13 protein-coding genes are annotated in these 14,969 nt (G+C 40.3%); 5 read left to right on the forward strand and 8 right to left on the reverse strand.

Annotated elements, in window-relative coordinates; all coding sequences use genetic code 11:
* The first annotated feature begins 134 nt into the window (after window positions 1-134).
* Window positions 135-1,196, forward strand: a complete 1,062-nt coding sequence (gene ompA, locus M998_RS04585; RefSeq protein WP_068907782.1) for a porin OmpA — start codon at window positions 135-137, stop codon at window positions 1,194-1,196.
* A gap of 140 nt (window positions 1,197-1,336) precedes the next feature.
* On the opposite strand, the gene matP is transcribed toward ompA, so the two are convergent.
* Window positions 1,337-1,804, reverse strand: coding sequence for a macrodomain Ter protein MatP (gene matP, locus M998_RS04590; RefSeq protein ID WP_068907784.1), 468 nt, complete (start codon window positions 1,802-1,804; stop codon window positions 1,337-1,339).
* A 174-nt stretch (window positions 1,805-1,978) separates the two neighbouring features.
* Here matP and M998_RS19255 point away from each other — a divergent pair, with 174 nt between their 5' ends.
* The 3 genes from M998_RS19255 to fabA all read left to right on the forward strand — a co-directional run bounded on the left by M998_RS19255 (window position 1,979) and on the right by fabA (window position 4,688).
* Window positions 1,979-2,155, forward strand: a complete 177-nt coding sequence (locus tag M998_RS19255) for a GhoT/OrtT family toxin (protein ID WP_073890131.1) — start codon at window positions 1,979-1,981, stop codon at window positions 2,153-2,155.
* Window positions 2,156-2,347: 192 nt separating this feature from the next.
* A complete protein-coding gene (locus M998_RS04595) occupies window positions 2,348-4,084 on the forward strand; it encodes an AAA family ATPase (RefSeq protein WP_068907786.1) in 1,737 nt (578 codons plus the stop codon).
* Between the two features lie 85 nt (window positions 4,085-4,169).
* Window positions 4,170-4,688 carry a bifunctional 3-hydroxydecanoyl-ACP dehydratase/trans-2-decenoyl-ACP isomerase gene (fabA, locus tag M998_RS04600; RefSeq protein ID WP_068442293.1) on the forward strand — a complete coding sequence of 173 codons (519 nt, stop codon included), beginning with the start codon at window positions 4,170-4,172 and terminating at the stop codon, window positions 4,686-4,688.
* A gap of 232 nt (window positions 4,689-4,920) precedes the next feature.
* Here fabA and rmf read toward each other — a convergent pair whose 3' ends face one another.
* From rmf to rlmKL, 6 genes are all read right to left on the reverse strand, one after another.
* Window positions 4,921-5,091, reverse strand: coding sequence for a ribosome modulation factor (gene rmf, locus M998_RS04605; RefSeq protein ID WP_068442291.1), 171 nt, complete (start codon window positions 5,089-5,091; stop codon window positions 4,921-4,923).
* Window positions 5,092-5,453: 362 nt separating this feature from the next.
* Entirely contained in the window at window positions 5,454-6,008 is a 555-nt protein-coding gene (gene pqiC / locus M998_RS04610) for a membrane integrity-associated transporter subunit PqiC (RefSeq protein WP_068907788.1), read from the reverse strand.
* Entirely contained in the window at window positions 6,008-7,657 is a 1,650-nt protein-coding gene (gene pqiB, locus M998_RS04615; protein WP_068907790.1) for an intermembrane transport protein PqiB, read from the reverse strand. The genes pqiC and pqiB overlap by 1 nt, the downstream gene beginning before the upstream one ends.
* Window positions 7,654-8,928, reverse strand: a complete 1,275-nt coding sequence (gene pqiA / locus M998_RS04620; protein ID WP_073890127.1) for a membrane integrity-associated transporter subunit PqiA — start codon at window positions 8,926-8,928, stop codon at window positions 7,654-7,656. The genes pqiB and pqiA overlap by 4 nt, the downstream gene beginning before the upstream one ends.
* A gap of 51 nt (window positions 8,929-8,979) precedes the next feature.
* Window positions 8,980-10,887 carry an ABC transporter ATP-binding protein gene (locus tag M998_RS04625; protein ID WP_068907792.1) on the reverse strand — a complete coding sequence of 636 codons (1,908 nt, stop codon included), beginning with the start codon at window positions 10,885-10,887 and terminating at the stop codon, window positions 8,980-8,982.
* A gap of 12 nt (window positions 10,888-10,899) precedes the next feature.
* Window positions 10,900-13,008, reverse strand: coding sequence for a bifunctional 23S rRNA (guanine(2069)-N(7))-methyltransferase RlmK/23S rRNA (guanine(2445)-N(2))-methyltransferase RlmL (gene rlmKL / locus M998_RS04630; protein WP_068442284.1), 2,109 nt, complete (start codon window positions 13,006-13,008; stop codon window positions 10,900-10,902).
* Window positions 13,009-13,107: 99 nt separating this feature from the next.
* Between rlmKL and M998_RS04635 the strand changes: the two genes are divergently transcribed.
* On the forward strand, window positions 13,108-14,223 hold the full coding sequence (locus M998_RS04635) for a YcbX family protein (protein WP_068907794.1): 1,116 nt from the start codon (window positions 13,108-13,110) through the stop codon (window positions 14,221-14,223).
* Window positions 14,224-14,366: 143 nt separating this feature from the next.
* Here the strand turns inward: M998_RS04635 and M998_RS04640 are convergent, their stop codons facing one another.
* On the reverse strand, window positions 14,367-14,912 hold the full coding sequence (locus tag M998_RS04640) for a cell division protein ZapC (protein ID WP_068442281.1): 546 nt from the start codon (window positions 14,910-14,912) through the stop codon (window positions 14,367-14,369).
* Between the last annotated feature and the right edge of the window lie 57 nt (window positions 14,913-14,969).

Below are 14,969 nucleotides of genomic sequence, written 5' to 3' on the forward strand. Positions count from 1 at the left end.
TATGGCATTATTTTTTACTTTTTGTAATTTTTTGTAGATAATGTCAGCGAAACCTAGCAAGTAAATTAAACCAATGGCGAATAATAAGGCTCATTGAAGCCATGCCAGTATTGGATGATAACGAGGCGTAAAAAATGAAAAAGACAGCTATCGCAGTAGCAGTAGCAGTGGCAGCATTCGCAACTGTTGCACAGGCAGCTCCAAAAGATAACACTTGGTATACCGGTGCTAAATTAGGTTGGTCTCACTATGAAGACACTAAATTCACTCCAAATGGTGGCGCATCTGTAGGTAACTCTACTGACCGTGACACTATTGGTGCGGGTGCTTACGCAGGTTACCAATACAACCAGTACATGGGTTTTGAACTCGGTTATGACTGGTTTGGTAAAATGAAATACAAAGGCGCTGGCAACAGCGGCGACCTGAAATCTATGGGTGTTTCATTAACAACCAAACTAAGCTATCCAGTAATGGAAGACTTAGACATCTATACGCGTCTGGGTGGTATGGTTTACCGCACAGAAGCTAAAGCTAACAGCATCAACTACAAAGAAACTGATACTGGTGTTGCACCAGTATACGCACTAGGTGTTGAATATGCGATTACTCCACAGTGGGCTACTCGTTTAGACTACCAGTGGGTTACCAGCTTAGGTGATAAAGACAACATCGGTGTTCGTCCAGACAATGGCATGCTGAGTGTTGGTGTTGCTTACCGTTTTGGTCAAGAAGCAGCGCCAGTAATCGCGCCAGCTCCAGTTGTTGAGCCAGCTCCAGTTGTTGAAAACAAACGTTTCACACTGCGTTCAGACGTTCTGTTTAACTTCAACAAAGCGTCTCTGAAACCAGCTGGTCAAGAAGCGCTGAACGAACTGTATAACGAACTAAGCAGCATCGACCCAACTCAAGGTCGCGTACTGGTAGTTGGTTTCACAGACCGTATCGGTTCACAAAACTACAACCTGCCACTTTCTCAGAAACGTGCTCAGTCAGTAGTTGATTATCTGGTTGCTAAAGGCGTTCCAGCAAGCGCAATCGCTGCTGAAGGTCGTGGTAAAGAAGATCCAGTAACTGGTAACAAATGTGATGATGTTAAAGGCCGTGCTGCTCTGATCGAGTGCTTAGGTCCAGACCGTCGCGTTGAAATCGAAATTCAAGGTACAACTGAAGTTGTAACTCAACCAGGCGCTTAATTACTAGCCCTAGTTTGAATTTTGAACTGAATACAAAAAACCCCATGAAAATGGGGTTTTTTTTGACTATCATCATCTAAAAGGCATTATAAAACTTAATAATTATTCGTGAGACTCAGTTAATACCCGCAGTTAAACACTTATTTGTTATTATCTTGTGTATTTCCCAAAATAGCTTGAAGATCTTGTTTTAGTACGCTCATTTGGCTTTCATATTTATCTTTATGTTCTGCATCCTCAATCAATTGGATAATCGTTTCAGATAACGTTTTATTTCGTTTAACTGCCAAGTTAGATAAGCGTTGCCAAACAGAAAAATTGAGATCGATTGATTTTTTCCGCGTATGAGGATGTTCTGCATTGAAATGACGTTTTCGTCTCGCTCGAATACTTTGTTTCATTCGATTATCAAGCTGCGGATTCATATGATCCGTAATCCACTTTAAAACGTCAATGGGGCGATTTTCCATTTTCAGCAGTAGTTCAATTGCTTCTTTTTCTGCGCTTCTTTCTATATAACGGGTAATCGCTTCGCCACCTCTGGCTTTGTTTACCAAATATTCCCATTTCCAGCCACATTCAAGATTTTCAAGCTGCTGATATTTCATAATTTTTCCTGAAGAAAATCGACCCTACTTTTATATTAGCAATTTTCTCAAGAAAATGCTCAAGCAGAAATTAAATTTGATGAATAATTCATAGTTAACCGCAAAGAAGATCACAGTTGATGCTTAAAATAGTGTACAATTCGCATCCATCTGTTAACAAATTAATAAAATTACATGTCCACTTTTGAATACATACTCCTCATCTATGGGATTGGAGGCGTATGCTCTATGTTAATTACCTTACTCTTAACCAAAGACCCGAGTTTCTGTATGCGGCTACTGAGTGCATTACTTATCGGCTTCACTTGGCCAATGAGTTTGCCTGTCGTATTAATGTTTTCTCTGTTCTAATCAATATTTCAACAATTCTTGCTGCAAGATCCGCTATCAAAGGCTAATATAGCAGACTTGCCCAGTGGGTAATAAACTGACCTGAAGACAATGAAGTTAATAATGTAATAAAATCAAACTCAATTCAGGTACGTGTGCCCAGCTGATTGGCAGGCATTTAATTTATAACCATATTAATAGCAGATAATTATAGTGATCAGTCAAGAACTAACATGGCAAGGCCTTGTACCTAATTTAGACGCTCTACAAACCCATTTTGTTTCTTCGGCAACCATAATGCCAACAACATTAGCGGATATTCAACCTCGGTTATTTGCTGGTATACAGCATTTTGTCAACGAGTATGCCAAAACTCGATTTATGTTTATCAAATCAGATGAAAGTGAAGAATATCTCAATCTATTTACGGATGTTATTCAGCCATTATTAACTAATTCATGTCCCCTTGATGGCGATTATCAACTATCTGAAGATAAACAATTATTTCAGTGGCAAGAGGGTTCGAAAAGTCGCTTTTCTACCCGTACAAATATTGCTTGTCGTCATTGGATTGAGCCCGAACAACTCTTCGGTTATGTCACACCATCCATGACACTTGTTCCTGGCCTGCTTCACCAAATTAACGGTGGCGTTCTCATTATTTCAGCGAGTACATTAATCACCCAACCACTGATGTGGAACCGGTTAAGAAATATGGTAACCCGTCGTCAATTCGAATGGTTGCCTCTTTCTGATAGTCACCCACTACCGATTGAAATTGAACCTCACCCACTTGAGCTTAAAGTGGTGATTATCGGTGATAGGTTAGCATTGGAAGAATTTGAATATGCTGACCCTGAATTATTTGAAAGTGCAATTTACGGTGAATATGAGCCGGTTATGTTCTTTGAAGATGAAGAACAATTAGCATTGTGGATGCGTTACATAAAATCAATCATTAATTTAAATCAGTTACCCAACATCGCTGCTGATGGTTGGTCTGCATTCATTAACCAAGCAACCCGCTATTGTGAAGATAAATTTAATTTACCACTCGATGTTTCGTGGTTAACTCGACGCTTGATGGATGCCTCACACTATCAATCCAATAATCTACTAACCCATGAGTCATTTACTCAGGCAGTAGAAAACCGTCTCTGGCGTCACAGCTTTCTTGCTGAACGTACCCAAGATGATATTTTGCAAGAACAAATTCTTGTCAAAACGGAAGGGGATGTTATTGGTCAAGTCAACGGGTTATCGGTTTTACAGTATCCTGGGCACCCTGAAGCGATCGGTGAGCCATCACGAATTACCTGTGTTGCTCATTTAGGCGACGGTGAATTTGTTGATGTTGAACGTAAAGCAGAGCTCGGTGGCAATCTCCATGCAAAAGGCATGATGATAATGCAAGCCTATTTAAATTATGAACTTAAATTAGAGCAACCTCAGCCATTCTCAGCATCTATTGTATTTGAGCAATCATATGGTGAAGTTGATGGCGATAGCGCGTCTCTCGCGGAGCTGTGCGCATTAATTAGCGCATTAGCCCTCCAACCTATCGACCAACAAATTGCAGTTACCGGTGCAGTTGACCAATTTGGTTATGTGCAACCAATCGGTGGCGTAAATGAAAAAATTGAAGGTTTCTTTGATATTTGTGCAAAACGTGGTTTGACTGGGGAGCAAGGCGTTATTATTCCTATGTCTAATGTTCGCCACTTATGTACAAAAAATGAAGTCGTCGAGGCAGTAAAAGAGGGACAGTTCCATATTTGGCCTGTCGAGCACGTTGCTCAAGCTATTACACTACTCACCAAACAACCTTATTTTGAACAACAAGTTGAAGAAGATAATGTACACCTGTTAGCTTTAATTCAGGAACGGATTCATCAAGCCAATACACCGGATAAGGCAAGGCTTCCATGGTTCCTAAAATGGCTTGGTTGAGTAAAAAGTATCAGATCGGAGTTGTTCAGCGTACAAGTGTAAGCTATTCTATGCCCTTACACATAATAAAGGCTATCTGACGAACATGGTTGATAAACGCGAATCCTATACAAAAGATGATTTAATTGCTTCTGGAAAAGGCGAATTATTCGGAGAAAATGGACCTCCACTTCCATCAGGGAATATGTTGATGATGGATCGCATCATCAAAATGACTGAAGATGGTGGTACATTTGGCAAAGGCTACGTTGAAGCTGAATTGGATATTAATCCAGACCTATGGTTTTTTGGCTGTCATTTCACAAATGACCCAGTCATGCCTGGTTGCTTAGGTCTTGACGCTATGTGGCAATTAGTTGGTTTCTATCTCGGCTGGCTTGGCGGCGAAGGTAAAGGTCGTGCTCTGGGCGTAGGTGAAGTAAAACTCACAGGTCAAATACTGCCAACTGCAAAGAAAGTCACTTACCGTATCAATTTTAAACGTGTGATTAACCGCAAATTAATCATGGGTGTAGCTGATGGTGAAGTATTAGTAGATGGTAAACCTATTTATACTGCTACTGATTTGAAAGTGGGTCTATTTAAAGACACTAGCGTTTTTTAATCTCTTTCAATTCGCTAAAAATGCAAACCTCCGCAAATGCGGAGGTTAATAAATTGAATGGATCACATACCCCAAATAATTTTAGCTGCGTCTCAGCATTAAGCTAAATATCCCTTGATATTCTGGGTAGTTGAACGCTGATAACAGCGGCTTGGTGTATGACGAGTATCGTTAAATAAGCACCTAAATAATTACCGAGTGTTTAATTTAACAATTCACAGTAAACTCTGCGCTATACGGAAACAACTGCCCTATCCTCCATTGCTTTACGCCAACCACCTAGCCAATGCGAACGAGCATCTACTGCCTGATAGGGACATAATTCTTTCGAGCGCCCTACGATACCTGCTTGGTAACCTCTCGATAAAGCTCTTTCTAAACGGTCTCGCTTCTGTCTTTTCATGCCTTACTTCCCTCATCATTTAAATGGAAAAGAAAACAGCACCTATACTGTTTTTTATAGGTACAGTATAGAAATAGCCTTCACAAGACAGAAAATCAAGTAAAGATTTTAATATAATTGTCATGAATGTCATAAATGTGACTTATATTGTTAATTTAATCTAACATATTGAATTAACAAGTGAACGAAATTATTTCCATATAAATCAAAACATTACAGTAAAACATATATGATATTAATCGTCTTTATGCTCGAACCAATTTATAGTGCAGATTGATGATGAGAAGATATATAACTAAAAAACTACACGCTACCGAATAAGCAGTAGCGTGTAGTTAAATAACCTTAATAATAAAAGTGAATTAAGGTTTGTTTATTTCTTTAGCAATACTCTTGGCTACTTGCTCCCACCCTAATGCTAAAGTACGAACTAATTCAGGATAGCCATCTTCTTTTTGCTCTAATTGAATATCAAAGTTGCGACGGATTATTTCATTATCTTTAGATAAGGTCCAAAAACCTTGAATTAATACGGTGCCATCATAACGGCCATTGAATGCCGTTAACGTGATATCCAATGCCTCTGGCGATTTTTGCAAAGGTTGTAACGACACAAGACGATTAGGTAACGCAAATGAAAGCTCACGTACCATAGATTGCCCTAATTGTTGTTCTAATGGACTCGCCCACAAATGCGTACTGGCATTACTGTAACTTACATCTGAGGTTTGGTATGTGATCCCATTGGTGGTCAGTACATCCGATAGCATTATACGTTGCAGCCAAACCTGCTCTTTACCCATAACTGATGCTTCTTGTGCCACAGGGGCTTTCATTGGCAATTGATAGTATTTCTTTTCAGGAACACTACTACACGCAGCCAACATCAAAACAAATATTGATAGTAAATATCTCATTATTTTTTCACTCCTTTTGGCTCAACATCTTTAGTTGGCTCAGCTTCGAAGACTAACGCATTACTCTTGTTGTTCAAGGTACGTAGTAATGGCTGCACTTCCCTTAAGACCTGATCTAAGCGTTGCATATTATCAACCATCTTATTATAAGCTGGTGAGCCTGGTTGGAATCCTTGCATTGCACGGTTCATTTCTTGCAATGTTTTTTGCAAGTCCTGTGGTAAGTTCTGGAATTCTTTGCTTCCCATCACTTTGTTTAACTGAACTAGCATGGCGTTGGCTTCTTTAACCACTTTTTGCCCTTCTGCTAGCGTTTGTGTTGTTTGGTTCAACATTGGCTCTATTGGCATGTCGTTAATTTTATCCAACACCGCAATCACTTTTTGCTGTATTTGCGCTAAACCGCCACTAGTTGTTGGGATAATCTTATAACCCGCAACGACGGTTGGGCCTTTATATTCTTCAGCATTTGGAATAAAGTCTAAATCAATATAGAGTGCGCCTGTCAATAAGTTCCCTGACTTCAATGACGCTCTAAGGCCATTTTTCATTGCGGCTTTTAATTCATTTTTTAAATTAAAGTTTGCCCCAACATCTTTTGAAAAACGTTCAGGCTCAATGTGAATTAGCACTGGAATACGGAAATCATTATCCAATGATTGGTCAAGTCCTTCGGTATAAAAAGGAACTTGAGCAACTGTACCTAAGCGAATACCTCGGAATTCCACGGGTGCGCCTGGCTGTAATCCACGAACAGAATCAGAGAAGAATAAAACGAAATCTTGATACTGAGTGTATAATGAATTTTGAATACTACTTTGGTTATCAAATAATCTAAACTCAGCGTTTTCTTTTACACCTGCCCCCGGAACCCAGCCCGCAGGCACATCAAAACTTACGCCACCCGTTAGCAATGTTGCAATTGACCCCATTTCAACATGAACGCCTTGCGATGACATATCAAATGCAATGCCGCTGTCTTTCCAAAAACGGACATTTGAGCTAATTAACTTATCGTAAGGAGCATTAATAAATAGCTGGTATTTCATATCGCGAGTTTCCATATCGAAATCACTGGTTTCGACAGAGCCAACACGATAACCACGAAATAGAATTGGGTCGCCTGGATTAAGCTGCCCAGCTTTGTCACTGACTAGCGTCACACGGATCCCTTTGGCATCAGGTGAGGCTAAAGGGGGAGTATCTAGCAGATTGAATTCAAAATGCTCTTTCGCTGCAAGCCCTGGTTGAAGCTCGATATAAGCCCCTGATAACAATGTTCCTAACCCAGTTACACCATCACGTCCGATTGTCGGTTTGACTATCCAAAAAGCCGAATCAGTACGCAGTAATTCTTTCATATCATTACTTAAGCGCGCTTTAATCATTACTCGACTATAATTGTCGTCTAGCGTGACGCTTTCAACAATGCCTATATCGACGCTACGACTTTTAATTTTGGTTTTACCCGCTTCAATACCTTCCGCATTGTAAGTAATCAACGTCACTTCAGGACCTTGATGACTAAAGTGGTAAAACAATATCCAAGCACCAATTAAGACAGTCACTATTGGGATCACCCATACAGGTGACCAACTTTTCAATTTACTGACTTTAGCGTTGGTCTGCGGCGTTTCTTGATGAGTCACCCGATAGCTCCTTCTTGTTCAACAGTATTGACTGTGTGCTTCATTTCACAGCGATCCCAAGTTAACCTTGGGTCAAACGTCATCGCCGCAAACATCGTTAAGATAACGACGACACCAAAGAAAATAACGCCCAGCGCAGGAACAATACTCATTAATTGCCCCATCTGAACTAACGCGGCCAAAATAGTAATGACAAAAACATCAATCATTGACCAACGGCCAACATACTCTACTAATTCATAAATAAAATGCATTCTATGAGGATCTCGATTGCCATAACCTTTTGAATCAAGGCAAAGCCAAGCAATGCCGATCATTTTTAACGAAGGCACCATAATACTGGCAATAAAGATAATTAAAGCAACAGGATAGGAACCGTCTTCCCACAATAGGATAACGCCATCCATTATTGTTGACTGTAAGTCACTTCCTAATGTATTGGTTGTCATGACTGGCAATAAATTGGCAGGAACATAGAGCATTATTGATGTCATTAATAGTGCCAGTGTCCACTGGATACTTTGCTTTCTACGGACACTACCATAAGCAAAACAGCGGGGACACTGAGATTGCTCAGCAGGCAAAATAGCCGTACAGACAAGACATAACCTAACATCTTGGCTAATACCTGTTTGCCCCACTTTTAGCTTTTTATTGAGTTGAGGCGCCGCTTCTATTCTATTCCATAACCAATGACGATCAAGACACTGGAAAGCTCTAACCTGTAGCATACAAAATGCACAATAAGGTAAAAAGCTTAATCCAACACCAATATCACCATAAGCAATTAATTTAACAAAGCTAACCAATACCCCAGCTAAAAAGATTTCGGCCATGCACCATGTTTTCATCTGAAATAAGATGCGTGTAATCCACACTTTTAGTCTCTTGGGGAGATGAACTTGCAGCCCCAAGAGAATAATTGTCACCATACAAAATGCAGGAATGACTAATGAAAAAAATAGGAAAAATAGTGCTAGGCCGCTATAGCGGGTGGTTGAAATAATTTCAATAATTTGAAATAGCGAGATCTCATTTTCAATACCCGCAGCCCCCATTTTGACAAAAGGGAATAGACAAGCAATAAATAGCATTGCTAATGCACTAAAAGCATAAGCTGCAGGTTGCTTGTACGGATGCCGCCACTTTGATATTAATGTTGTATTACAGCGTGGGCAGGTTGCTTTACTACCTTGTTCCAATTCAGGAACAGCAACCAGCATGTCACACTGTGTACAAAGCACATGTTCATGAGACTCGTGAGAGCACAAGGTGTTTTCACTCCTTTCTATTTCAGATAGCCATTATTGCAGAGCGTTATATCAACCGTTTTTCAATAATTCTAGCTCTTGCCAGCGATCAAACGCTTGCTCTAATTCTTGCTCTTTCTCTGCAAGGGAGCTCAACGCTTTCTCTGTGACATCATGAGGTTGATTAAAGAAATCTGCATCACCAATTTTTGCTTGGAGTGTTTCAATTTCAGTTTCAAGTTTCTCCAGTTTTGGAGGTAACTGTTCGAGTTCTCGAAGTAAATTATAGCTTAATTTATTAACTCGCTTAGCTGCTTCCTTTGGCTTCACACTTTTTTCTTGGGCAGCAACTTTACTCGTTTGTTCAACTTTCAGACTCACGGTTTGTGCTTTTTGTTGCTGAGCATCGAAATACCCGCCCGCAAAACGGCTAATTACCCCATTCCCATCGAAAATCCAACATTCTGTTACACTATTATCAACAAACTCACGATCATGGCTGACGAGTAACACGGTACCTTGGTAACCATCGACGAGTTCTTCAAGTAACTCTAATGTTTCCACATCAAGGTCATTGGTTGGTTCATCAAGGATTAATAAATTACTTGGTTTCAAGAATAAACGCGCCAGTAATAAGCGGTTACGCTCTCCCCCAGACAATGCTCTGACCGGAGTCATCGCACGTTTAGGTGGGAACATAAAGTCTTGCAGATAACCAAGTACATGCCGAGGTTTACCATTAACCATGACTTCTTGCTTACCTTCGGCAAGATTATCCATCACCGTTTTGTCGGGATCCAATGCTGCACGATGCTGATCAAAGTAAGCCACCTCAAGTTTGGTTCCACAATGGACTTTTCCGCTATCTGCCTGTAAGCCACCCAGCATCAAACGTAGCAATGTGGTTTTACCACAACCATTTGGCCCCACCAGCGCAATTTTGTCACCACGCATAACTTGTGCAGAAAAATCTTTGACTAGGACTTTATTATCAATCTGATAATTAACATTTTCCATTTCAAAGACGATTTTACCTGAACGCGCCGCTTCGCCAACTTGCATACGGGCAGTTCCCATTACTTCACGACGCTCTGAACGCTCAACACGAAGTGCTTTTAATGCGCGAACACGCCCTTCATTACGTGTACGTCGTGCTTTGATGCCTTGACGGATCCACGTTTCTTCTTGTGCCAATTTTTTATCGAACTCCGCGTTTTGCATTTCTTCAACACGCAAAGCTTCTTCTTTACTGATCAAATAATTGTCGTAGTTCCCCGGCCATGACGCTAATTGTCCTCGGTCTAAATCGATAATGCGTGTCGCCATATTTCGAATAAAAGAACGGTCATGGGAAATAAAGACAATGCTGCCTTGGAAATCTTTTAGGAAGTTTTCCAGCCACAAAATTGTTTCGATATCTAAGTGGTTGGTTGGCTCATCTAAAAATAATACGCGAGGATTACTCACTAACGCCCGCCCTAAAGCGGCTTTACGTAGCCAACCACCAGAAAGTGAAGAAAGATCGGCCTCTCCCGGCAAATCCAGTTTTTTTAATACATCGGCAATGCGTGAGTCTAATAACCATAAATTACGGTTATCAAGCACCTCTTGCACTTCTGACAATTTATTTAAATTTTTCTCACTCGGGTCTTCACCAACCAATTTTAGGACATGGTGATAATCTTTTAAATATTGAGCTTGTTCCGCCACACCTTCAGCAACAAAATCATAAATCGTACCTTCAACATTACGGGGAGGATCTTGCTGCAAACGAGCAACAACTAAATCTTGCTCATAAATAAGTTGGCCATCATCCAATGGTTGCTCTTTGGTCAATACTCGCATCAGTGTTGACTTACCCGCACCATTACGACCCACTAAACAAACACGTTCATTATCTTCAATATGTATTTCTGTATTATCAAGTAGAGGCGCGTCACTGAAAGCAAGGTACGCACCTGACAAATTAATTAAAGCCATTGATTCTATCCTTTACTCTGCGTGGCGAATTAGCCAGCAGTTATGAATTTGACGATTACGGGCGAAATCTTCTGAACGAGTTTTACCGGTGATTTCTTCTGCTTTTAGGCCTAACTCACTCAACGCATCAAGATCCATTTTGAAACCACGTTTATTGTTAGAGAACATCACGGTTCCGCCACGACGTAATAGTCGTTTTAAATCAGTAATTAACTGAACGTGGTCACGCTGCACATCAAAAGTGCCATCCATACGCTTTGAATTTGAAAACGTGGGAGGATCAATAAAGATCAGATCGAATTGTTCATTACTGTTTGCTAACCATCCCAAGCAATCTGCTTGAACTAAACGATGTTGACGTCCAGTCAAACCATTTGCTTGGAGGTTTTTTTCTGCCCATTCTAAGTAAGTGCGAGACATATCAACTGAAGTGGTACTTTTCGCACCACCAAGCCCAGCATGAACTGTTGCCGAACCTGTATAGCAGAATAAATTAAGGAAATCAGCCCCTTTACTCATTTGCCCTAACATTCGACGCGCAACACGGTGATCAAGGAATAATCCTGTATCAAGGTAGTCAGTTAAGTTGACCAATAGCTTAGCGTTGTATTCTTGCACTAAAAAGGAATCGTCCTTTTGGGCGAGTTTCTCATACTGCTGTTTGCCTTTTTGGCGCTGACGCGTTTTAAGTATTAATTGATTGGAATTCAGCTCCAATACACTCATTGTTGCCGTAATAACATCAAACAAGCGTTGACGTGCTTTACGTTCATCCACTGTTTTTGGTGGTGCATATTCTTGAACCACTACTTTGCTACCATAAATATCCACAGCAACATTGTATTCAGGTAAATCTGCATCATAGACTCGGTAACAATCAACACCCTGCTGCTTTGCCCATTTACTCAATTTTTTATGATTTTTACGTAAACGGTTTGCAAAATCAGGCGAAATTTCAGCTACTGTTTCAGATGGTGTTGCGGCTAATAAATAGTTTTTCTGCACACAATCAAGTGGACCATTCTTCGCTTTAAACTCGCGTTCTGAACGTAATTGCAGGCAACTTAGTAGCTCAGGCGAACCGCTGAATATTGATAGGCGCCATCCTGGGAAACGTGCTTTAACAACACGTCCTAATTGGCTATGCAATGCAATCAGTGCCGGCTCACTTTCTAAACGTTCACCATACGGCGGATTGCTAACAATAGTACCTGTCACATCAGTTTTAACTGGGTTTTCTAATGCGGCAGCATCGCCCTGATTAAAGCTAATTAAATCTTGCAACCCTGCTCGACGCACATTACTACGCGCCATCTCCAATACACGTTTATCAATATCAAAACCATAAAAACGGGAGGTAGTTTCTTTAAGGCCTTGACGAAAACGCACTTGAGCTTCTGTTATCAATTCACGCCATAGTTCAGGGTTATAATTTGACCAAGCATAAAAACCCCAGTGTTCGCGATATAAACCGGGCGCTCTATCGGCAGCCATCATAGCCGCTTCAATTAACAGTGTCCCTGAACCACACATTGGGTCGATTAATGGCGTACCGACCTGCCAACCTGAACGGTTAATAATTGCAGCCGCTAATGTTTCTTTTAATGGTGCTTGCCCTGCAAGGTCACGATAAGCACGAATGTGTAAGGAATCACCGCTTAAATCTAAAGCAACGCTAACTTTTTCTTTATTAAGGTACACGTTAACACGAATATCGGCTTGTTGACGCGCCACATCAGGGCGTTGATCTAATTTACGTGCGAAGCTATCAACAATCGCATCTTTAACGCGTAATGCACCATATTGGCTATTACGAATTTCTTCGTTTGTTCCAGTAAAATGCACCACAAACGTGTCATTGACCGAGAAAATTTCAGTCCAGTCAATGGCCTGTACACCAAGGTACAAATCCATGTCACTGTAAACGTCAAATTCATTCAATGGTAATAAAATACGGGATGCCAGCCTGCTCCAAAGCAGACTCTGGTACATAACCCGTTCATCTGCCTGAAAATAGACGCCCCCTTGTGCAATTTTGCACTGGCTAGCTCCAAGAGCTTCCAATTCCGTTTTCAGTAGTTCTTCCAGGCCCCGAGCTGTGCTGGCAAACAGAGAATTCATAGTATTTATTACCGATTTCGATGAAAAATTGTTGCGCATTATAGCTAATCTTATGCACTTGTCATAAAGTTGCTGTGCAACAATTATAAGGATTAAAAAATGATCACGCTTTCGCGCATTTATACACACCCAGTTAAATCAATGAGAGGGATACGTCTGTCTCATGCATTCGCTGATATCAGCGGTCTGACCTTTGATCGTAATTTTATGGTAACGACACTGGAAGGTAAATTTATTACTGCAAGAAAATATCCGCAGATGTTACTGTTTACACCAGCAATGCTCAATAACGGACTCTATCTCAGAGCACCCAATGGTGAAAGCGCGACAGTATTGTATCAGGACTTTGATCAGAATCAGAGCCCAACTGAAGTTTGGGGCAATCATTTTCATGCCTTAATTGCACCAGCAGCAGTAAATACTTGGTTAAGCAGCTTTTTTGATGAACCGGTTCAGTTACGTTGGCTCAGTCCACAGCTTTCTCGCCGCGTTAAAACATTTAGTGATATTCCTCTCTCTTTTGCTGATGGCTATCCTTTTTTATTAATTAACGAATCATCCGTACAAGAATTACAGCGCCATTGCCCAGCAAGCATTAAGCTTGAACAATTTCGAGGGAATTTAATTATTACGGGCGCAAAACCCTTTGAAGAAGATACCTGGAAAAAAATTCAAATTGGTGATGTTACCTTTATATTAGATAGACCTTGTAGCCGCTGTATTTTAACCACGGTCAGTCCTGAAAAAGGGATCAAACACCCTAATAGTGAGCCGCTCGCGACACTACAAACTTTTCGTACTGACGAACACGGTAACGTGGATTTCGGCCAAAACGTCATCATTCAAAATACCGGAGTAATACGGGTTGGCGATACCGTCACTATTTTAGAAACTAAACCTGCTAAGCACTATATTTCACAAGAAAGAGAAACGCCCTTACCTGAAGAATTGAGCAAGTTAAAAGCAACTAAGCTAAGTCTCGTTTTTGAAGGCACTGAATATGAAGGTGATAACCAGAATGTGATCCTTGAACAACTCGAATCTCATGGTTTGTCCATCCCTTACTCATGTCGTGCGGGTATTTGTGGCTGCTGCAAAATAAGGTTAATTGAAGGGGAAATTACACCTTTAAAACAGAGCGCAATTAAAGATAATGGCTATATTTTAGCCTGCAGTTGCATTCCTAAAAGTGCAATTAAACTTGCCTTTAATTAACGAGTTTATAAATTTGCTTAACACCATCATAAAAGATCGTTTTTATTAATTGATGGTGTTAATGGCAAATAAATTAATTTTTGTCTTTTAAAGGAAGATCGTTTATATAAATATATTCATATAACGCGATCATTCCCGATCACTTAAATTGCATTCCCATATAATAAACGCTTAGCTTTCGATGAATACTGCATCATGCGATCATTCATGATCTTAATTGGATCGCAAAAGCGTAAAATACGATCAGGTAATTCAAGCTGAGGTTCGGCTAATAAACATAAACTCGCAGATGCACCTGCCTCAGCAATAATAAATGTTGAATAGCTGTTTGTATTTTCTAAGCATACTTGAATGATTTGCCCTTGTGTTGGCATATCAATACAATGCAGTGAAGAAAAATACCAGCTCTTTGGCATTTGCGGCTTTAAAAAACGAAACGCAACAAGGCTATTTAAAACTAACTCGGCTCTTTCTTCATGAGTTATATTTAGTCTCTTGGCTTGCTCGTCAAATAGATAAAATTCACCAGCGTCTTCTATACTAAATGGCATCTCATTACGAGCAAAAGCCGTTAGCATTTTCGCTGGAAAACATGACCGAAATATCATGCCGTTGGCGAGATCTAACATCACCCTGTCATGGTCATGATCAAAATACCAACGCCAATGATCATCAGGTTTAATTTTCATAAACGATCCTTTAGCGAATTATAGGCAAATAAAATTTTAGAAAAGATCATTATTGAA

This window comes from Providencia heimbachae ATCC 35613, from assembly GCF_001655055.1.
GTDB lineage: Bacteria > Pseudomonadota > Gammaproteobacteria > Enterobacterales > Enterobacteriaceae > Providencia > Providencia heimbachae.

Excerpts from the sequence above, each read along its gene's own strand:
- ompA (WP_068907782.1), top strand. The coding sequence starts at position 135 with ATGAAAAAGACAGCTATCGCAGTAGCAGTAGCAGTGGCAGCATTCGCA.
- matP (WP_068907784.1), bottom strand. The coding sequence starts at position 1,804 with ATGAAATATCAGCAGCTTGAAAATCTTGAATGTGGCTGGAAATGGGAA.
- M998_RS19255 (WP_073890131.1), top strand. The coding sequence starts at position 1,979 with ATGTCCACTTTTGAATACATACTCCTCATCTATGGGATTGGAGGCGTA.
- fabA (WP_068442293.1), top strand. The coding sequence starts at position 4,170 with ATGGTTGATAAACGCGAATCCTATACAAAAGATGATTTAATTGCTTCT.
- rmf (WP_068442291.1), bottom strand. The coding sequence starts at position 5,091 with ATGAAAAGACAGAAGCGAGACCGTTTAGAAAGAGCTTTATCGAGAGGT.
- pqiC (WP_068907788.1), bottom strand. The coding sequence starts at position 6,008 with ATGAGATATTTACTATCAATATTTGTTTTGATGTTGGCTGCGTGTAGT.
- M998_RS04625 (WP_068907792.1), bottom strand. The coding sequence starts at position 10,887 with ATGGCTTTAATTAATTTGTCAGGTGCGTACCTTGCTTTCAGTGACGCG.
- rlmKL (WP_068442284.1), bottom strand. The coding sequence starts at position 13,008 with ATGAATTCTCTGTTTGCCAGCACAGCTCGGGGCCTGGAAGAACTACTG.
- M998_RS04635 (WP_068907794.1), top strand. The coding sequence starts at position 13,108 with ATGATCACGCTTTCGCGCATTTATACACACCCAGTTAAATCAATGAGA.
- M998_RS04640 (WP_068442281.1), bottom strand. The coding sequence starts at position 14,912 with ATGAAAATTAAACCTGATGATCATTGGCGTTGGTATTTTGATCATGAC.